Annotated in this window: 17 protein-coding genes; 6 read left to right on the top strand and 11 right to left on the bottom strand. The window is 72.8% G+C overall.

Translation table 11 applies throughout. From position 1 onward, the window contains the following. The first annotated feature begins 1 nt into the window (after position 1). The gene (locus ACFVXJ_RS23475; protein ID WP_389664353.1) at positions 2-1906 is read left to right on the top strand and encodes a fumarate reductase/succinate dehydrogenase flavoprotein subunit; all 1905 of its coding nucleotides are present in this window, start codon (positions 2-4) and stop codon (positions 1904-1906) included. Beyond that, positions 1903-2676 carry a succinate dehydrogenase/fumarate reductase iron-sulfur subunit gene (locus tag ACFVXJ_RS23470; RefSeq protein ID WP_389664351.1) on the top strand — a complete coding sequence of 258 codons (774 nt, stop codon included), beginning with the start codon at positions 1903-1905 and terminating at the stop codon, positions 2674-2676. Before ACFVXJ_RS23475 ends, ACFVXJ_RS23470 begins: the two co-directional genes overlap by 4 nt. Positions 2677-2748: 72 nt before the next feature. Here the strand turns inward: ACFVXJ_RS23470 and ACFVXJ_RS23465 are convergent, their stop codons facing one another. The 6 genes from ACFVXJ_RS23465 to ACFVXJ_RS23440 form a co-directional block, all read right to left on the bottom strand. Beyond that, positions 2749-5373 (bottom strand): SpoIIE family protein phosphatase, encoded by a 2625-nt coding sequence (locus ACFVXJ_RS23465; RefSeq protein WP_389664349.1) that lies wholly within the window; start codon positions 5371-5373, stop codon positions 2749-2751. Positions 5374-5521: 148 nt separating this feature from the next. After that, complete coding sequence (locus ACFVXJ_RS23460; protein ID WP_389664347.1) at positions 5522-5950, bottom strand: ATP-binding protein; 429 nt, start codon at positions 5948-5950, stop codon at positions 5522-5524. Positions 5951-6201: 251 nt separating this feature from the next. Beyond that, entirely contained in the window at positions 6202-6606 is a 405-nt protein-coding gene (locus tag ACFVXJ_RS23455) for a (deoxy)nucleoside triphosphate pyrophosphohydrolase (protein WP_389664345.1), read from the bottom strand. A 62-nt stretch (positions 6607-6668) separates the two neighbouring features. Continuing rightward, positions 6669-6863: an SPOR domain-containing protein gene (locus tag ACFVXJ_RS23450; RefSeq protein WP_136213881.1), complete on the bottom strand. Its 195-nt coding sequence runs from the start codon at positions 6861-6863 to the stop codon at positions 6669-6671. Positions 6864-7169: 306 nt separating this feature from the next. Then, complete coding sequence (locus ACFVXJ_RS23445) at positions 7170-7922, bottom strand: GntR family transcriptional regulator (RefSeq protein ID WP_389664343.1); 753 nt, start codon at positions 7920-7922, stop codon at positions 7170-7172. 168 nt (positions 7923-8090) lie between these two features. Beyond that, positions 8091-9182, bottom strand: a complete 1092-nt coding sequence (locus ACFVXJ_RS23440) for a DUF4190 domain-containing protein (protein WP_389664341.1) — start codon at positions 9180-9182, stop codon at positions 8091-8093. A 296-nt stretch (positions 9183-9478) separates the two neighbouring features. On the opposite strand from ACFVXJ_RS23440, the gene ACFVXJ_RS23435 reads away from it, so the two are divergent. From ACFVXJ_RS23435 to ACFVXJ_RS23425, 3 genes are all read left to right on the top strand, one after another. Beyond that, complete coding sequence (locus ACFVXJ_RS23435) at positions 9479-10594, top strand: pyridoxal-phosphate dependent enzyme (RefSeq protein ID WP_389664339.1); 1116 nt, start codon at positions 9479-9481, stop codon at positions 10592-10594. 244 nt (positions 10595-10838) lie between these two features. Further along, positions 10839-11651, top strand: coding sequence for an isocitrate lyase/phosphoenolpyruvate mutase family protein (locus ACFVXJ_RS23430; RefSeq protein ID WP_389664337.1), 813 nt, complete (start codon positions 10839-10841; stop codon positions 11649-11651). Positions 11652-11696: 45 nt separating this feature from the next. Beyond that, positions 11697-12590 (top strand): EamA family transporter, encoded by an 894-nt coding sequence (locus ACFVXJ_RS23425; protein ID WP_389664336.1) that lies wholly within the window; start codon positions 11697-11699, stop codon positions 12588-12590. A gap of 28 nt (positions 12591-12618) precedes the next feature. On the opposite strand, the gene ACFVXJ_RS23420 is transcribed toward ACFVXJ_RS23425, so the two are convergent. The 4 genes from ACFVXJ_RS23420 to ACFVXJ_RS23405 form a co-directional block, all read right to left on the bottom strand. Then, a complete protein-coding gene (locus ACFVXJ_RS23420; protein ID WP_389664334.1) occupies positions 12619-13410 on the bottom strand; it encodes a trypsin-like serine peptidase in 792 nt (263 codons plus the stop codon). Positions 13411-13418: 8 nt separating this feature from the next. After that, a complete protein-coding gene (locus ACFVXJ_RS23415) occupies positions 13419-14498 on the bottom strand; it encodes an alpha/beta hydrolase (RefSeq protein ID WP_389664332.1) in 1080 nt (359 codons plus the stop codon). 268 nt (positions 14499-14766) lie between these two features. After that, complete coding sequence (locus tag ACFVXJ_RS23410) at positions 14767-15897, bottom strand: alpha/beta hydrolase-fold protein (RefSeq protein WP_389664330.1); 1131 nt, start codon at positions 15895-15897, stop codon at positions 14767-14769. Between the two features lie 178 nt (positions 15898-16075). Continuing rightward, a complete protein-coding gene (locus tag ACFVXJ_RS23405) occupies positions 16076-16513 on the bottom strand; it encodes a MarR family winged helix-turn-helix transcriptional regulator (RefSeq protein WP_389664329.1) in 438 nt (145 codons plus the stop codon). 67 nt (positions 16514-16580) lie between these two features. On the opposite strand from ACFVXJ_RS23405, the gene ACFVXJ_RS23400 reads away from it, so the two are divergent. Further along, entirely contained in the window at positions 16581-17612 is a 1032-nt protein-coding gene (locus ACFVXJ_RS23400; protein WP_389664401.1) for an SMP-30/gluconolactonase/LRE family protein, read from the top strand. Between the two features lie 40 nt (positions 17613-17652). On the opposite strand, the gene ACFVXJ_RS23395 is transcribed toward ACFVXJ_RS23400, so the two are convergent. Further along, positions 17653-18375: a sulfite exporter TauE/SafE family protein gene (locus ACFVXJ_RS23395; RefSeq protein ID WP_389664325.1), complete on the bottom strand. Its 723-nt coding sequence runs from the start codon at positions 18373-18375 to the stop codon at positions 17653-17655. Positions 18376-18399: the final 24 nt, after the last annotated feature.

The following is an 18399-nucleotide window of genomic DNA, read 5'->3' as shown; positions in this document are numbered from 1 at the left end:
CATGGCTCAAGTCGACCGGCAGCAGTGGGACGTGGTCGTGGTCGGCGCGGGCGGCGCCGGGCTGCGGGCCGCGATCGAGGCCCGCGAACGCGGCGCCCGTACGGCCGTGATCTGCAAGTCCCTCTTCGGCAAGGCCCACACGGTGATGGCGGAGGGCGGGATCGCCGCCTCCATGGGCAACGTCAACGAGGGCGACAACTGGCAGGTGCACTTCCGCGACACCATGCGCGGGGGGAAGTTCCTCAACCAGTGGCGCATGGCGGAGCTGCACGCCAAGGAGGCGCCCGACCGGGTATGGGAGCTGGAGACCTGGGGCGCCCTGTTCGACCGGACCCCCGACGGGAAGATCTCGCAGCGCAACTTCGGCGGCCACGAGTACCCGCGCCTCGCCCACGTCGGGGACCGGACCGGCCTGGAGCTGATCCGCACCCTCCAGCAGAAGATCGTGGCGCTCCAGCAGGAGGACTTCAAGGAGTACGGGGACTACGAGGCCCGGCTCAAGGTCTTCCAGGAGTGCACGGTCACCCGGGTGCTGAAGGATGGACAGAGGGTCTCGGGGGCCTTCTGCTACGAGCGCGAGACCGGCCGGTTCTTCGTACTGGAGGCCCCGGCGGTGGTGCTGGCCACGGGCGGGATCGGCAAGTCCTTCAAGACCACCTCCAACTCCTGGGAGTACACCGGCGACGGCCACGCGCTGGCCCTGCTCGCCGGGGCCCCGCTGCTCAACATGGAGTTCGTGCAGTTCCACCCCACCGGCATGGTCTGGCCGCCCTCGGTGAAGGGCATCCTGGTCACCGAGTCGGTGCGCGGCGACGGCGGGGTGCTGCGCAACAGCGAGGGCAAGCGCTTCATGTTCGACTACATCCCCGACGTGTTCAAGGAGAAGTACGCGCAGTCGGAGGAGGAGGGCGACCGCTGGTACGAGGACCCGGACCACAACCGGCGCCCGCCCGAGCTGCTGCCGCGCGACGAGGTGGCGCGGGCCATCAACTCCGAGGTGAAGGCCGGACGCGGCTCACCGCACGGCGGGGTGTTCCTGGACGTGTCGACGCGGATGCCCGCCGAGACCATCAAGCGGCGGCTGCCCTCGATGTACCACCAGTTCAAGGAGTTGGCGGACGTCGACATCACCGCGGAGGCGATGGAGGTCGGACCGACCTGCCACTACGTGATGGGCGGGATCGCGGTCGAGTCGGACACCGCCGCCACCCTCGGGGTACCGGGGCTGTTCGCCGCCGGGGAGGTCGCGGGCGGCATGCACGGCTCGAACCGGCTCGGCGGCAACTCCCTCTCCGACCTGCTGGTGTTCGGCCGGCGGGCGGGGCTGCACGCGGCGCGGTACGCGAGCGGTCCGGGCGCGCGCCCAGCCGTCTCCCAGGCGGAGGTGGACGCGGCCGCCGCCGAGGCGCTGGCTCCCTTCCACGCGGAGGAGGGCGCGGAGAACCCATACACGCTCCACCAGGAGCTCCAGACGACGATGAACGACCTGGTCGGCATCATCCGCCGCGAGGGCGAGATGGCCGAGGCACTGGAGCGGCTGCGCACTCTGCGGGCGCGGGCCGCGCGGGCCGGGGTCGAGGGCCACCGCCAGTTCAACCCGGGCTGGCACCTGGCACTGGACCTGCGGAACATGCTGCTGGTCAGCGAGTGCGTGGCGCGCGCCGCCCTGGAACGCACGGAGAGCCGCGGCGGCCACACCCGCGAGGACCACCCGTCGATGGAGCGGGACTGGCGGCCGGTGAACCTGCTGTGCCGGCTGGTCGAGCCGGGGTCCGGGGCCGACCCGGCCGCGGACCGGATCCGCCTGGAGCGGACCCGTACCGAACCCGTACGCCCCGATCTGCTCGCCCTCTTCGAGAAGGACGAGCTGGCCAAGTACCTCGCCGAAGAGGAGCTCTCCGAGTGACTACCTACGACGCCCGCTTCCGGATCTGGCGGGGCGACCCGGAGGGCGGGGACCTGCGGGACTTCACCGTCGAGGTGAACGACGGCGAGGTGGTGCTGGACATCGTCCACCGGCTCCAGGCCACGCAGGCCCCGGACCTGGCCGTCCGCTGGAACTGCAAGGCGGGCAAGTGCGGCTCGTGCAGCGCGGAGGTCAACGGCCGGCCTCGGCTGATGTGCATGACCCGCATGTCCACCTTCGAGCGGGACGAGACGATCACCGTGACCCCGCTGCGGGCCTTCCCGGTGGTCCGTGACCTGGTGACGGACGTGTCCTTCAACTACGCGAAGGCGCGGGAGGTGCCGGCGTTCGTGCCGCCGCCGGGGGTGGCGGCGGGCGCGTACCGGATGCGACAGGTGGACGTGGAGCGCTCGCAGGAGTTCCGCAAGTGCATCGAGTGCTTCCTGTGCCAGGACACCTGTCACGTGGTGCGCGACCACGAGGAGAACAAGAGCGCCTTCGCCGGTCCGCGGTTCCTGATGCGGGTGGCGGAGCTGGACATGCACCCGCTGGACTCGGCCGCCGACCAGGGGCTGGACCGCAAGCGCACGGCGCAGGAGGAACACGGACTGGGCTACTGCAACATCACCAAGTGTTGTACGGAGGTCTGCCCCGAAGGCATCAAGATCACCGACAACGCGCTGATCCCGCTGAAGGAGCGCGCGGTGGACCGCAAGTACGACCCGCTGGTGTGGCTGGGGAACAAGATCCGCCGGCGTTCGGAGACCTAGCCGCTCTGGTGGGGGCGGGGTCCGGTCGGGTCCGAGCGGATCGGGCCCAGCCGGCTGCCCCGCCCCTCCCGGCTACCCGTACATGCCGAGCAGTTGTTCCGCCGACAGCTCCGTCACCGGTTCCGCGGCGGCGCCCGGGAGCGGGAGTTCGAACCACACGGTCTTGCCCCGGTGGGTCCGCCGCGTGCCCCACCCGGCGGACAGCAGCCCGACGAGCTGGAGACCGCGACCGCCCTCGTCGGTGTCGCGCGCCCGGCGCCGGCGCGGCTGCGCCAGGTTCGCGTCCCACACCTCGCACACCAGGGTGCGGTCCAGCAGCAGCCGCAGCCGGATCTCCCCCTCCCCGTACCGCAGGGCGTTGGTCACCAGCTCGCTCACCAGCAGTTCGGTGGTGTCCAGCAGCCCCTCCAGGCCCCACGCCGGCAGCTTCGCCCGCGCCAGCTCCCGGGCGCGCCCCACCGACCGGGCCTCGCGCGGCAACTGCCAATCCCCCACCGCGTCCACCGGGAGCCCCTGCACCCGCGCCATCAGCAGGGCGATGTCGTCCTCGCCGTGCCGGGTCTCCAGGGTGTTCAGCACGTGGTCGCAGACCTCCTCCAGCGGACGCGCCGGGTCGGCCAGCGCCTCGCGCAGTCCGCTCAGCCCCTCCTCCAGCGGGTGGTCGCGCGATTCGACGAGCCCGTCGGTGTAGAGGGCGAGCAGCGCCCCCTCGGGGAGGTCGACCTCCACCTCCTCGAACGGCTCGCCGCCCACCCCCAGCGGCATCCCGGGCGGCACCTCCAGCAGCAGCCCGGGGCGCGGCGGGGCGCCTTCCTCGGCGGGTTCGACCAGGACCGGCGGCATGTGGCCGGCGTTGGCGATCGTGCACCGCCGGGTCACCGGGTCGTAGACGGCGTAGACGCAGGTGGCGAGGTAGACCTCCGAGCGGTCGGCGTCCCGCGAGTGCAGCGCGGCGCGCGACGCCTGCTGTGCGCCGCCCGGCGCGCCGAGGCCGCGGGCCACCTCGTCCAGGGCGGACAGCACCTCGGCCGGTTCCAGGTCCAACAGGGCCAGGGTCCTGACGGCGGTCCGCAGTTCGCCCATCGCGACGGCGGCGCGCAGCCCGCGCCCCATCACGTCCCCGACGACCAGGGCCGTACGGTGGCCGGGCAGTTCGATGACGTCGAACCAGTCGCCGCCGACCTCGGTCGCCGCGTTCCCGGGCAGGTAGCGGCAGGCTATGTCCAGCCCTGCCGCCTCGGGGTCCCCGGGCGGCAGCAGGCTCCGCTGGAGGATCAGGGCCCGCTCGTGCTCGCGCCGGTAGAGGCGGGCGTTGTCGATACAGACGGCGGCCCGCGCGGCCAGTTCCACCGCGACCGCCCGGTCGCGTTCCCCGAACGGTTCGCTGCCCTTGGTACGGGAGAACTGCGCGAGGCCGACGACGGTGTCGTGGGCGAGCATCGGCACGACCAGCGTCGACTGCACGAGGTCGTCGGAACCGGCGGCCTCGACGAGGCGGGGCCGGGCCGTGCGCAGGGCCAGGGCGCCCGGCGACCCGGGCGGATAGCGGTGGGTCTCGCCCACCGAGACCGGCGCGCCCGGCCCGGAGAGCGGCGCGTCGGACACGGCGGAGGCGAAGGCCACCCGCCGCAGCGGCGCGGACGGCGCCCGCCCGGAGCCCTGCCCCGGCAGCGCCGGCACGCCCCGGCGCCGGCCCTGGGGCCGGGCGGGCCGGTCGTCGTCGCCGAGCAGCAGTCCCTGGTAGAGGTCGACGGCGGCCAGGTCGCAGAAGCCGGGAACGGTGACGTCGAGGAGTTCGCGGGCGGTGGTCTCCAGGTCGAGTGAGTTGCCGATCCGGTGTCCGGCCTCGTTGAGGAGGGCGAGGTTGCGCCGGACCCCGGCGGCTTCGCGGGCCGCGAGGTGGCGTCGGGTGACGTCGATGCCGATGCCGGCGATGCCGATGGGGCTGCCGGTGCCGTCGTGCACCCGGTAGAGGTTGATCGACCAGTGGCGGTCCTCCCGGCTGCGCGGGGTGGCGCCGGTGATCCTCAGGTCGTTGACGGACTCGCCCGTCTCCAGCACCCGTCGCAGGGCCTCGGCCATCCGGTCGGCCTCGTGCGGCGGCAGGTAGTCGTGGACCGTGCGGCCCCGGTGCTCCTCCGCCGCGCCGCCGAAGACGGTGGCGAACCGGCGGTTGGCGCGCTGCACCGTGAGGTCCGTACCGAACAGCAGAAAGCCGAAGGGAGATTGACCGAATATGGCCTGCGAGGCAGCGAGATCGGATTCGATCCGGCGCAGCGCGCGTACGTCGACGACGACACAGAGGGCGGCCCGCCGGCCCGTCTCCGTCCGCGTGGGCATCACGTAGATCTCCGCGACCCCGTGCGCGCCGTTCCCGTCGGGGATGCGGAAGGGGATGAGACCGGTCCACTCCTCCCCGTCGAGGATCTCGGCGACCTTGCGGTGACCGCCGGCGCGCAGCTCCGGCGGCATGAAGGCGTCGACCGGGTCGCGTCCCACCGCCTGGGCGGCGGTCAGGCCGAAGAGTTCCTCGGCGCGCAGGCTCCACTGGTCGATGAGACCGTCCGGGCCGATCGAGAACGACGCGACCCTTATGTAGTCATATATCGAGCCAGGCGGGCTGCTGTGCCACAGGGAGTCGTGCCACGCCTCCCCGCTCACGCGGGCCTGATGTGCCTGTGCAGGTATCTCGCTCACGCGACCGTCCCCTCCAGCTCACCGCAACCGGACCGGCCATGACCGAAGTATTCAGCACCACGGCCCGGGACGGCACGGCGTTCACGATCACAAAAAGGTCCCGTTGTTTTGAGCCATTCTGGATGGTGGTCGGCCACCCTTCACCTTGTTACTCACCAGGAAGTGCCAACTCGAACCACACAGTCTTGCCCGACTTCCCGTGCCGGGTCCCCCAGCGCCGGGCCGAGACGGCCACCAGGTGCAGGCCCCGGCCGCCCTCGTCCTCCGGGTTCGCGGCCCGCTCGCGGGGCGGATCCGGAAGCGGATCCGAAACCTCCACGATAAGCGCCGGACCCAATGCGGCATCCCCGCCGGCGGGGTCGCGCCGCTCCAAACGGACCCCGATGGGGCCGGAGGCGTAGCGCAGGGAGTTGGTCACCAGCTCGCTGACCAGCAGAACGGTCACGTCGCCCACGGAATCCAAGCCCCAGGCGCGGAGCTTTCCGCGCACGGCGTGGCGAGCGGTGCGGACGGCACCGGGCTCGGCGGGGAAGGCCCACTCGGCGCACTCACCGTCTGTGTCGATCACGCCGATCACTTCCCGGGCCGCGGCGGCCCCAGTCGGGTTCAGCAGGGACGTTTCGGAGACGAGACAGGGATTAATAGCGACATACCCGATATTCGAGGCGTCGTACCACCCCTTCCCCGGCCACCGGCGCACTGTGGCGCAGACGGCCTACGGGGCGAGCCGCCGTGCGCCCCCCCTCTCTTCTGGGGGCTCGGTTCGGCGCCGACTTCGGGGAAGGGAAAGGGCGGGAGCTTCGCCCAGGGCAAGGTTTCCGAACAGACTTACTCGCCCGGGTGGAGGGAGAGGCGGCGGGCGGCTTCGGCGACCGCGGGGCGGTCCTGGTCGAGCCAGTCCACCGAGTCCAGTTCGTCCGGGCCGAGCCACCGCAGTTCGTCGTGGTCCTCCAGCGGCTCCGGGACCCCGGACACCAGTCGGGCCGTCCACACGTGCAGGACCAGCCCGGGCCGGAGCGGCCACTCGCCCGGAATCCGCTCCAGCGCCTCGGTCTCCACGCCGAGTTCCTCGCGCAGTTCGCGCACCAGCGCCTCGGGGACCGTCTCGCCCGGTTCGGCCTTGCCGCCCGGGAGTTCCCACCGGCCGGCCAGCTCGGGCGGCGCACTGCGCCGCGCGGCGAGCAGGCGGCCGTCATGACAAAGGGCTCCGCCCACGACCACGCGTACAGTCATGGACGGAGCCTATGTCAGCGCGCCGACAGCCCCGGCGCCCGGTGATCCGCTCGGGACGTCGCTCAGTTCGTGGTCGCGGTCTGGGAGCCCTGACCGACCCGCTCGACCCAGTAGAGCTGCTTGTGTCCTCGGTCGTCGAGGCTGTCGACGACCTTCTGGGCCTCGGCCCGGGTGGCGTACCGGCCCACCCGGTAGCGGTTGCCGTTGTCGTCCTGACGTATGACCAGCCATGAGAGCAGGGCACCGCTGTCGTTCATCGCGTTTCACCCTCCGCCGATGTGCCTGCCCGGGAAACCGCACTGCGCATATGCCGGAGCTTACGCCCGACCTTTACTGAGCGGATACGGTTTTTCACGAAGAGGTACCTGGCGGGCGTACGCATCCGGCCACGCGTACGAACGCACCGCGCGTGCACCGGCGCACATCCGGCACCGGCGTTCACAGGGCGCACGCCCGGCGGCCCTCACACGCCGGGCGCACGGGGACCACACGGCGGGGTCGCATCGCGGCTGTCACATCGCGGGGTCGGGCGGCGGACGTCGCGCGCCGCTCCCCGCCCGGGGTCACCGCACCGGCAGGTGGTACGCCAGGCGGTAGCGGTCCGCCGGCACCACGACATCGGCGGTCTCGACGGCCAGGCCCGAGGCGTAGTAGGTGCGGCCCACCACCAGGACGACGTGTCCCGGGACACCGCCCAGCAGCGCGATCTCCTCCGCGAGCCCCGGCCGCGCGCCGACTTCCTCCACCACGTTGTCCACGACCACGTCGATCGCGGCCATCCGTTCCACCACCCCGGACCCGCCGAGCGGCCCCTCCTCCGGCAGCATCACCGGGGTCCGGCCGGTCACGGCCAGCGGCTCCCAGGAGGTGGAGAGCATCATGGCCTCCCCCGCGTCACGGAAGACGTACCGGGTCCGCATGACCCGGTCCCCCGGCCCGACGCCCAGCCGCTTCGCGATCTCCGGCGGGGCGTCGACCTGTTCGCTGTTCGACTCCCAGGTGCCGCGCGCCGCCGCGTCCGCCTGTTCCTGGCGGAACGGCGTGGACGGGCCGCCCGTCCGGTAGCCGGAGCGGGCCACCCGCCGTGGCACGGGCTGCTCGCGCACGTACGTACCGGAGCCGGAGCGGCCCTCGACGAGACCCTCTGCCATGAGGACCTTGCGGGCCTCCAGCGCCACGGTGTCGGACACCCCGTACTCCTCGCGGATACGGGCCTGCGAGGGGAGCCGGGCGTGCGGGGGCAGGGACCCATCGACGATCTTCTGTCGCAGATCCCCGGCGACGCGCAGATAGGCCGGCTGCTCACCGAAAGTCACTGGCCACTCCCATCGGGTTGACAGACAGCTACACACTGGCAACCCATGGTTGTACGCCGCAAGCAGAGGCCAGAGTTTCACCCGAAGTGATGAAGCCAGGTCACTCAAACCCGTTACCGCGCGTTACTTGCCCTCCACCTCGCGCGCGCCGTCCCGGGCCTCGCACCGTCACACCCGCTCGGACGACGGCCCCTTCGAGGACGGACCCTTCCCGGAACCGCCGCCCATGTCCCCCGGGCCCGGCCGCTGCCACGGCGGAACGTCCGTCGACAGGCCGTACGCCCCGCGCAGCGCCTTTTCCGAGTCGACCGTGACCGTTTCCAACGCCCGGTCCCACGCCTCCTGGAAGAGGTCGGGGGTCGTGGCGCTCCCCGCCCGCCGCCACTCCCTGCGCGCCGCCTCGATCTCCCTGATCCGCGCCGCAGCCGGAGCGGCGACCTCCGGGCGTGCCTTCGAGGCGGTCTCCAGCATCCGCGCCTCGCCGCCCAGCGCCGTCTCCACCTCCCGCGCCCACGTCCGGTACTCCGCGAGCGCGCCGTCGACGTCCGCCTCCGGCTCGCGTCCCATCGCCTGGTCGACGCCGTTCATCGCCCGCAGGAACGTCACCTGGTCCGGTTTCAGGGTTCCCTCGTCGTTGCGCAGGGAGCCCCGGTGCTCCTTGGTGGCCGTGCCTATGACGCACATCAGTCGCCGGTCCCCGCTCCGCCACGACTCGCGCGAGGGAGCGAAGTAGTACATCTCGGCGTAGTCGGGCACCGCCCAGCTGTCCATGGCGTAGGCGTCCTGGGCCTTCCAGCACGCGGCCGTGGCCTTCTGCTTGAGCCGCTCCGGAGTCGGGAAAGCGGAGTCGTCCATCCGGCCCGAGGACGTCACCTCCGCGTGGTGCACCGCCTCGCAGCCCGTCTTGTAGGCGATCGTGTGCTCGGCGAGCAGGTCGCCGCCGGGGACGTTGAAGCAGTCGCCGGGTCGCAGGTCGCGCATGTCCGTCAGCCGGCCGTCGACGTACTGACGGGCCTGCTCCGAGCCCAGGCGCCGGAAGAAGGGGTCGGCGTACCGACCCGTGGCGTAGACCAGGACCGCGCTCATCGCCAGGGACACCACCAGACCCACCACGGCCAATGCCCTGCCCCGGTCCCCCTTGCGCGCGATCTGCACCAGCGCGACGACGGCGAAGACGACCCCCAGCGGCGGCAGGCAGAGCAGTCCGACCGGCAGCGAGGCGGCGGCGAAGCCGTTGAGCGCGGGCGGCAGCGGGGTCACGGGCGAGCCCCACACGGACGGCGCGGGCGGCGGGGGCCAGTAGTGGCCCGGGCCGGGGGGAGGGGGCGGTGGGGGCGAAACGGTCACGAGGCGGGGTGCTCCATCACAAGGGTGCGCGGGGCGCGGGGGCGCGGGGCGCGGACGATTGCGCGCATAGTACGAGGCGGGGACACCCGGCCGGCCGGTCGCCCCCGCGTTCACCGACCGACGGCACGGCCCGCTTCGGCGCGGGCCCTCGACGTGCCCTCAACGGGCCGTCGCCGCCGCGACGTTGCCCTCAGGCGAAGGAGACACGCGTGACGTACGCACCCCCCGGCTACCTCTGCCCCGTCGACGGCACCCGGGCGGAGGTGGCGACCGCGAGGTGGTGCTGCCCGACGTGCGGTGGCCCCTGGGACCTCGATTTCACGCCGGACCCGTCCGTGCCGCTGGAACCGGCGGGCGGTCCCTGGTCGTTGTGGCGGTACGGGCCCGTGCTGCCGTTGCCGGGGGAGATCCCCATTTCGCTCGGCGAGGGGCACACCCCGCTGGTGCCGCTGACGGAGCGGATCCACGCCAAGCTCGACTTCCTGATGCCGACGCTGTCCTTCAAGGACCGGGGTGCCGTGATGTTGGTGGAGTTGGCGCGGCGGCTGGGTCCGGAGCGGGTCGTCGCGGACAGCAGCGGCAACGCGGGTACGGCGTTCGCGGCGTACTGCGCGCGGGCCGGGCTGCCGTGTGAGGTCTTCGTGCCGGAGGGCACCTCGGAGAAGAAGACCGAGCGGATGCGGGCGCACGGGGCGGCGGTCCGGGTCGTCCCGGGCGGCCGCGAGGCCGCGGCGCGGGCGGCGCGGGCGGCGGCGGACGCGCCGGGAGTCTTCTACGCCAGCCACGTCTTCAACCCGTACTTCCTGCACGGGACGAAGACGTACGTGTACGAGATCTGGGAGCGGCTCGGGGGACGGCTGCCCGAGGCGTTGGTGGTACCGGTGGGCAACGGCACGCTGCTGTTGGGCGCGGCGCTGGCGGTGGCGGAACTGTCCCGGCGCGGGGTACGGCCGCCCGCGCTGATCGGGGTGCAGGCGGAAGCGGTGTCCCCACTGGCGGCGGCGTTCGCGGCGGGCGGGGACGACGCGGAACCGGTGGCGCAGCGGCCGACCCTGGCGGAGGGCATCGCGATCCCGGCCCCGCCGAGGGCCCGACAGATCCTGGCGGCGGTCCGGAAGTCGGGCGGCACGATCGTGACGGTGTCCGACGACCGCCTCCGCGCGGCCCGCGCGGACCTGGCCCGACGCGGCCTGTCGGTCGAACCGACGGCCGCGGCCTGCTGGGCGGCGGTCTCCCCCGCCTCTCCCACCAACCCCCTGGGAAGCCGCACCGCTGTCCTCCCCCTCTGCGGCGCCGCCGCCCCCGCCGGCCCCGCCGGCGTTTGAGGCGCGGAAACCGGGGCGGGGTGCCTCTCGCAGCGCCGCCTACGATCGAGGCGCGGGACGGGACCCATGTCTCGGCGCCGCCGGCGTTCGAGGCGCGGGGGACCGGGGCGGGCCGCGAAAGACTCCGGCGCGGTCGGGGCGGGCGGGGGGTGGCGCCGCCGCGCCGCGCGGTCCGCCCGGCCGCCCCACGACCTCGTCGGGAAAAGGCCGGCCCCGATCCCCCACCCTCTGGTGGACTGCCCCCATGACGACAGCCACCGCAGCCCGCGCACTCGCCTTCACCGCCCTCCACACCCCCGCCTCCCCCCTCGCCCTCGCCAACGCCTGGGACGTCGCCGGCGCCCGCCTCGTCGAGGCCGCCGGCGCCCCCGCCGTCGCCACCACCAGCGCCGGCGTCGCCTGGTCGCTCGGCTCGCCCGACGGCGACGCCCTCGCCCGCGACCGCGCGCTCGACCTCATCGCCCGCGTGGCCGCCGCCGTCTCGGTACCCGTCACCGCCGACATCGAGGGCGGCTTCGCCACCGAGCCCGCCGGCGTCGGCGAGACCGTCACCGGCGTCCTGGCCGCCGGCGCCGTCGGCATCAACATCGAGGACGGCAACCGCGCCCCCGCCGAGCACGCCGACCGCGTCGCCGCCGCCCGTGCCGCCGCCGAAGCCGCCGGGGTCCCCCTCTACATCAACGCCCGCGTGGACACGTACCTCTTCGGCCTCGGCGACCCGGACACCCGCCTCGACGCGACCCTCGCCCGCGCCGCGACCTACCTGCGCGCCGGGGCCTCCGGCATCTTCGTCCCCGGTGTCACCGACCCCGCCACCGTCGCGGAACTCGCCAAGGGGATCGACGCCCCGCTCAACGTCCTCGTCGGCCCGGGCGCCCCGACCGTCGCCGAGCTGGGCGCCCTCGGCGCGGCCCGCGTCAGCCTGGGGTCGGCGGTCGCCCAGGCCGCGTACGCCGTCGTGCGCCGCGCCACCGAGGAGTTGCTCAGCACCGGCACGTACGGCGCGCTCTCCGACAGCCTCCCCTACGGGGAGTTGAACGGCCTGCTCGACCGCTGATCCCCGTAGGCCGACCGGGGCCGCCCGTGCCCGTAGGCTCCCGAGGTGCGCACATCCAAGATCTCCGGCTCCGTCTGGTTCGCCCTCACCCTCGTGTACGTCCTGTGGGGCTCGACCTATCTCGGCATCCGGGTCGTCGTCCGGACGATGCCGCCGTTCCTCTCCGCCGGGGCCCGGTTCATCACGGCCGGGCTTTTGCTGGCCGGGATCGTCGCCTGGCGCTTCGGCCCGTCCGCGCTCCGCGTCACCCGCGCCCAGCTCGGCTCGGCGGTGCTGGTGGGCCTGCTGCTGGTGCTAGGCGGCAACGGCCTGGTGGTGCTCGGCGAGACCTCGGTCCCCTCCGGCCTCGCCGCCCTGCTGATCGCCGCCGTCCCGATGTGGCTCGTGGTGCTGCGGGCGGTCACCGGCGACCGGCCGCCGCCGCGCACCGTCGCCGGGGTGTTCGTGGGGCTCGTCGGTCTGGCGGTGCTGACCAGTCCCGGGATCGGTGGCGAGGTGCGCCTGTCGGGGGTGTTGCTGGTGCTGGCCGCCTCGGTGCTGTGGGCGCTGGGCTCGTTCTCCTCCTCGAAGCTGCCGATGCCGACCAACCCGTTCGCGGGCAGCGCGTACCAGATGCTCGCGGGCGGGATCGGCGGTGTCCTCACGGGTCTCGCCCGGGGCGAGCAGCACGGCCTGCGTCCGGCGGACTTCTCCACCGCCTCCTGGCTGGCGCTCGGCTACCTCGTGCTCTTCGGCTCGCTCGTCGCCTTCACCTCGTACGTGTGGCTGCTGCGCTCGGCGCCGCTGTCGCTGGTGTCCACGTACGCCTACGTCAATCCGGTCGTCGCCGTCGCGCTGGGTTGGCTGATCCTGGCCGAGCCGCTGACCTGGCCGATCGTCATCGGCGGCGCGATCGTCGTGGCGGGCGTGGGGCTGATCGTGAGTACCGAACGCGGCTGAGGCGTGGAGCGGGTCGCGCGGGTCCGGTTCAGCCGCGGGCGGCCCGTTCGTACAGTGCCTTCGCCCGTTCGTCGTAGAGCGCGGCCGTGGAGTCCACGTCCGTGTCGCCCCCGCTGAGCACCCCGATGAGCCGGCCCGGCCGGCCCGGGCCGCCCCGGTCGGCGATCCACGGGCTTCCGCTGGTACCGGTCCAGAACCCCGAGCAGCTGATGTAGAGCATCGCGGGGTCGTCGTCGTCGTGCCGCGTCTGCGTGGTGCACGACACCGGCTTGTTCTGCGGGTTGCGGTCGGGCTCCGGGTAGCCGACGACGGTGACCTCGCGCTCGTAGCCGGAGGTCCAGTCGGGCTTCGGCGCCTCGTCGCGGCCGACGCGGTCCTGCACGCTGCGGCCGTCCTCGTCGGGTTCGACGGTGAGGAAGGCGAAGTCGGCGGTCTCGTCGCCCCACTTCGTCCAGCGGTCGTCCACGTGGACGGACCGGACCTTCCACAACCCGAAGGGTCGGTTCCCCGAGCCCGCGCCGGAGAAGGCGGGGGCGAAGGCGAGCTCGCCGATGGCCTGGCCGTCGTGCGCGGCCTCGCCCGGTTGTCCGTCCTCGCCGGCCGGGGCGACGCAGTGCGCGGCGGTGGCGACGACGTTGCCCTTGGGGCTGTCGACGACGCTGGCCGTGCACCAGTGCTCGCCGCCCGCCATCAGCACCCCGACGGTGGGGAAGGGGTGCACCGCCCGGTCGCCCGTGGCCTCGACGAACGCCACGCCGAACACCGCCGCGATCCCGGCGGCGGCCAGCGCGCCGATGACGGCGCGTCCGCGTCCCCTCACCGCCGGGCTCACGGCACGTCGGGGTCGGGGGTCGGCGCGAGCATCACTTTGCTGATCCACTCCAAGGAACCCTCCCTCATGCCCCGCACGTACGACTTGCCATTGTGCTCGCCATCCTGGATCACCTGGAGCCGGGTGTGCACGGGACCCTTGCCGTACTCCCTCATGAACCTCTCGGCCAGGTCGCGGCCGCTCTCCTTGGTGCCGATCTGGAAGTTGACGTAGACGTCCGGGCCGCCCTCCTCGATCAGCTCGGCGGCGAGCTTCTCCGGGTTGTTCTCGTCCATCGCCCGCCGGTTCCCCTTCCACAGCGGGGAGTCGGGGACGAAGTCCACGCCGCTCGCGATGACGGCCTTGAACCGGTCGGGGTACTTCAGGACGTCCTTGAAGGCGCCGAAGCCGCCCGAGGACGAGCCCATGAAGGCCCAGCCGTCGCGGGAGGTGAAGGTGCGGAAATTGGCCTTGGCGAAGGCGGGGACGTCATCGACCATCCAGGTGCCCATCTTGGGCTGACCGGGGATGTCCGAGCCGTCGAAGTGGTGCTTGGTGTCGGCGTTGATCACCGGCATGACGAGGATGAACGGCAGGCTCTTGCCGGCCTTCGCGCCGTCCGCCACGGCCTGCTGCAGGCCGAGGCCGGGGCCGGTCCCCCAGTAGTTGGTGGGGTAGCCCCGGCCGCCGGGCAGCGAGATCAGGACCGGGAAGGCGCTCTTGGCGTACCTCGGCTCGTCGTACTCCTTCGGCACCCACACCCACACGTCGCCGGTGAAGCCCGACTTCGGGCCGGTCAGGGTGGTCTTGGCGATCTGGGTGCCGTCGGGGAGTCGGGCGGTGCGGACGAACGCGGCCCTCGGGCCGGTGGGCATGCGCACCCCTCGCCGGGGCAGGTCCACGGTGGCCGCGGCGGTCTCCTGGGTCTTGCCGAAGGCGACCGGTTCGCCGACCCCCGAGAAGAAGCCGGTCCGGTACGCGGCCGCGCCGCCCCCGGCGGCGAGGGCGACGGCGAGGCCGCCGCCGAGGATGATCAGGCGCCGCCGGCCCGGGGTCCTGGTCTTCGGGCCGCCGTCGTCTTGCTGGTCTTGCTGCACGGATTGTTCCGTTCCTGCTCCGGCGCTCTCCACGAGCGCGGGTCGGACCGATAGGTCCCCCTTACACCCCTGACAGAGGTGTGAACGACGCTATGGGTTGCCCGGGACGGGTGCGACGTGGCGGGAGCCACGCGGGGGACGGCCGCCGCCGCGCGCCGACGGGGCCGCGCGGGGGGAACCCCGTACGGGCCGCGGACCGGGCCACGGGAGCCGCGTGGCGGTCGTTTTCGCAGGTCGTGGCCGGTGCGCCGGCCGGCCGGGCCGCTCGTCAGCCGGCTGCCGGCCGGGGGCCCTTCAGCACCTTGCTGATCCACTCCAGGGAGCTTTCCTTCATCCCCCGGACGTAATGCCAGCCGTTGTGTTCGCCGTTCTGGATGTCGTGGATGGTCGTCTTGACCGGGCCCTTGCCGTACTCGCGCTGGAACGCGAGCATCCGGTCCTTGCCGGTCTCCTTGGTCCCGATCTGGAAGTCGATGTAGACGTCCGGGCCCTTGCCGTCGATCAGCTTCCGGGCGAGGTTCTCCGGGTTGTTCTCGTCCATCTCCGCCTGGTGGCCCTTCCAGAGCGGCGAGTCGGGGATGATCTCCCCGCCGCTGGCGATCGCGGCCTTGAACCGGTCCGGGTGCTGGAGGACCTGCTTCATACCGACGAAGCCGCCGGAGGAGGCGCCCATGAAGGCCCACCCGTCGCGGGACTTGTACGTACGGAAGTTGGCGCGGGTGAAGTCCGGGATGTCCTCCGCGAGCCAGGTGCCCATCTTGGGCCGGCCGGGGATGTCGGAGCCGTCGTAGTAGAACTTGTTGTCCGGGTTGAGCACCGGCATGATCAGGACGAACGGCAGGCTGGTGCCGGCCTCGACGCCGTCCTCGATCGCCTTCTGGAGGCCGAGGCTGCGGTCGGACCAGTAGTTGGCGGGGAAGCCGTTGCCGCCGGGCAGCGAGATCAGGACCGGGAAGGCGCTCTTGGCGTACTTCGGGTCGCTGTACTCCTTGGGCGTCCAGACCCAGACGTCACCCTCGAAGCCGGATTTGGCGCCCGCGACGCGCGTCTTGCTGATGACCGTGCCGTCGTCCAGCTTGGCGGTCTGTTTGAAGTCGGAGCGGGGGCCGGTCTCCATCAGCACGTCCGGGTCCCCGGTCGGCTCGGCCGGGACGGCGGGGGCGGGCGGGGTCCGCGCGGCCTTGTCGTCGCCGTGCGCGGCCGGCGGGGGCGTCTTGGCGACGGTGACCGCCCGACCGTTGCCGGAGAACCACTCGTACTTCCGGGCGGCGAAGCCGCCGCCCCCGAGGATCAGCGCGACCGCGAGGCCGGCGCCGATCCGTATCGCGCGCCGGGACCGCTCGGGCGCGCGGCCGGCGGTCGTCTCGTGGGGCCGCGGGCTCTGCGGGGACTGGGGCACGGACTTCGCTCCGAACGCTGAACGGGTTGGGCCATCTGTGGGTGCTGACGTACGCATCCTGCCGGTGGTTGCGGGACGAGACAAAAAACCCGTCGCCGGGGCGCGAGGGCCCGCCGAACGTGAACGGAGGCGTCCCACTTCAGGGCGGGAGCCGTGTCACCTCAGGGCGGGAGGCGTCTCATTTCAGGGCGTCGAGGACCCGGGCGCACCGCCCCAGCAGCTCGATGAGCCGCTCCCGTTCCTCGGCGCTGAACTCGGCCGCGAGCCGCCGCTCGACCCGCACCGCCGCCGTGTCCGCCAGTTCCATCACCGTGCGCCCCTGCTCCGTCAGCCGGGTCTCCAGCACGTTGCGGTGCCATTCGTGCGGGGTCCGCTCGATGAGCCCGCGCTCCTGGAGGTTCTTCAGGACGGTGTTCATGGTGGGCGGCGTCACCCCGCACAGGCGGGAGAGCGCGGCGGCGGAGATGCCCGGCTTCTCGGCGAGCCAGAGCAGGGCGGCGTACTGGGGAACCGTTACCGCGGCCGGCTTGAGCGCCGTGTTCTTCGCCGCGAGCAGCGCCTGCTCGGCGCGCTTGATGTGCGAGCCGATGCGCTCCTCGGCGGACAGGGAAGTCATTCCCGCATACTACGGCCCTTGCAAGCATTAGAGCTCTAACGTACCTTCGTGCTCGACCGATCGGAAGATTACACAGAACAGGACGCCCTCACATGCGACGCGCCTCCACGGCCCTGTCCCTCGCCGCCGCCCTCGCCACGGCCCTGACCCTGGCCGCCACGCGGCCACCGCCTCAGCGCAAGCCACCGCCGCCGCGCCCGCCACGGCGACCCCGCGACTGTCCACCGCCTTCGCCCTCCCCGGCGAGAAGGTCTACCCGGAGGGCATAGCCTCGGACGCCCGTACCGGCACGGTCTACGTCGGCTCGTACGCGACCGGCGCCGTCTACCGCGCCCGCCCCGGCCAGGGCACGGCCGAGGTCTTCCTGCCGGCCGGGACCGACGGCCGCCACACCGCGAACGGCCTGGCCGTCGACGCCCGCGGCCGACTGTGGGTCATCGACTCCACCAAGGGCGTCGCCGTGTACGACACCCGTACCGGCGCCCGCGTCGCCCACTTCGACACCCCCGGTGGCGCCCCCTCCTTCGTCAACGACCTGGCGATCACCCCGGACGGCACCGCCTACCTCACCGACAGCCTCCGCGCGGTGGTCTACCGCGTGACCCCGGCCCGGTCGGCCACCGGCTCCGGTCCCCTGGAGGTGGCCTACGACCTGAGCGGCCAGGTGACCCCGGGCCCGGCGGGCAGCGTCACGCTGAACGGCATCGTGGCCGACCCGGCGGGCCGCTTCCTGCTGACCGTCGACATGACCGCGGGCGACCTCCACCGGATCGACCTGCGCACGGGCGCCCTGTCCCGCGTCACCCTCCACGGCGGTGACCTCAAGCACGGCGACGGCCTCCAGCTCTCCCCCGGCGGCGTCCTGCGCGTGGCCCACAACACCACCGACACCCTGACCCGCTGGCAGCTCACCCCGGACGGCACCCACGCCCGCCTGACCCGCACCCTCACGGACCCGGACCTCCAGATCCCCACGACCCTGACCCACACCCCCGGCCGCACCCTGGTGGTCCGCTCCCAGTTCGACAAGGGCGGCCCCATGACCCCCTCCACGGGCACCCCGACCACCTTCACGATCGCGTCGGTCCGCGACCTGTAGGGGGTGTCGGGCGGTGGCGCGCGTCAGGCCGTCGCGGGTGTCAGGCGGTGGCCACGCGCAGGACCACCGACAGGGAGCTGACGACCAGCAGCCCGAGGATCACCCGCCGGAAACGGGCGGCGTCCAGGCGGCGGAACGCCCGCTCGCCGACGAAGATGCCGATGAGCAGCGCCGGCACCCCGACGAGGAGCATCCGTCCGACGGTCGCCGTGAGCTGGCCGCTGATCCCGAACCCGACCAGCGCGGCCAGGCTGGTGCCGGAGAACACCACGCCCAGCGTGGCGCGTTGGACCCTGGGCTCCAGCTTCATGCTCTGGAACGCGGCGACCATGGGCGGCCCGTCGATGCCCGTGGCGGCGAAGGAGGCGCCGGAGAACATCCCGACGGCCATCACCGCGCCCAGGCCACCGCCGAGCGTGATCTTCCGCCAGACGATGAAGGTGCCCAGCAGCACCACGGTCGCGATGACGAACAGCAGGACCCGCGAGGAGAGCGTGGTCAGCAGCCACACTCCGATCGGCACCCCGGCCAGCCCCGACAGCAGGGTGGCCGTCATCAGGCGGCGGTCGACGTGGCGCCAGTCGCGGACGGCGATCCACAGGCTGAGCGGGGCGGCCATGATGCCGGCCACGACCACGGCGCTCGCCGGGTCGATGAGCAGCGCCAGGGGCGGAACGGCCACCAGGGAGAAGCCGAATCCCGCCGTGGTGCGTACGACGGAGGCGACGGCCAGCACCAGGAAGGCGCCGAGGAGGATCATCATGGGGAACGGGACTCCAGGTAGGTC

Origin of the sequence: Streptomyces sp. NPDC058279 (assembly GCF_042881255.1) — a bacterium.
Taxonomy (GTDB): domain Bacteria; phylum Actinomycetota; class Actinomycetes; order Streptomycetales; family Streptomycetaceae; genus Streptomyces.
This window is presented reverse-complemented; position numbering and strand designations above follow the sequence as displayed.

What these genes read in the sequence shown, in the direction of transcription:
- ACFVXJ_RS23475 (WP_389664353.1), top strand. Translation starts at nt 2, where the DNA reads ATGGCTCAAGTCGACCGGCAGCAGTGGGACGTGGTCGTGGTCGGCGCG.
- ACFVXJ_RS23455 (WP_389664345.1), bottom strand. Translation starts at nt 6,606, where the DNA reads ATGACTGTACGCGTGGTCGTGGGCGGAGCCCTTTGTCATGACGGCCGC.
- ACFVXJ_RS23450 (WP_136213881.1), bottom strand. Translation starts at nt 6,863, where the DNA reads ATGAACGACAGCGGTGCCCTGCTCTCATGGCTGGTCATACGTCAGGAC.
- ACFVXJ_RS23430 (WP_389664337.1), top strand. Translation starts at nt 10,839, where the DNA reads ATGACGACAGCCACCGCAGCCCGCGCACTCGCCTTCACCGCCCTCCAC.
- ACFVXJ_RS23405 (WP_389664329.1), bottom strand. Translation starts at nt 16,513, where the DNA reads ATGACTTCCCTGTCCGCCGAGGAGCGCATCGGCTCGCACATCAAGCGC.
- ACFVXJ_RS23395 (WP_389664325.1), bottom strand. Translation starts at nt 18,375, where the DNA reads ATGATGATCCTCCTCGGCGCCTTCCTGGTGCTGGCCGTCGCCTCCGTC.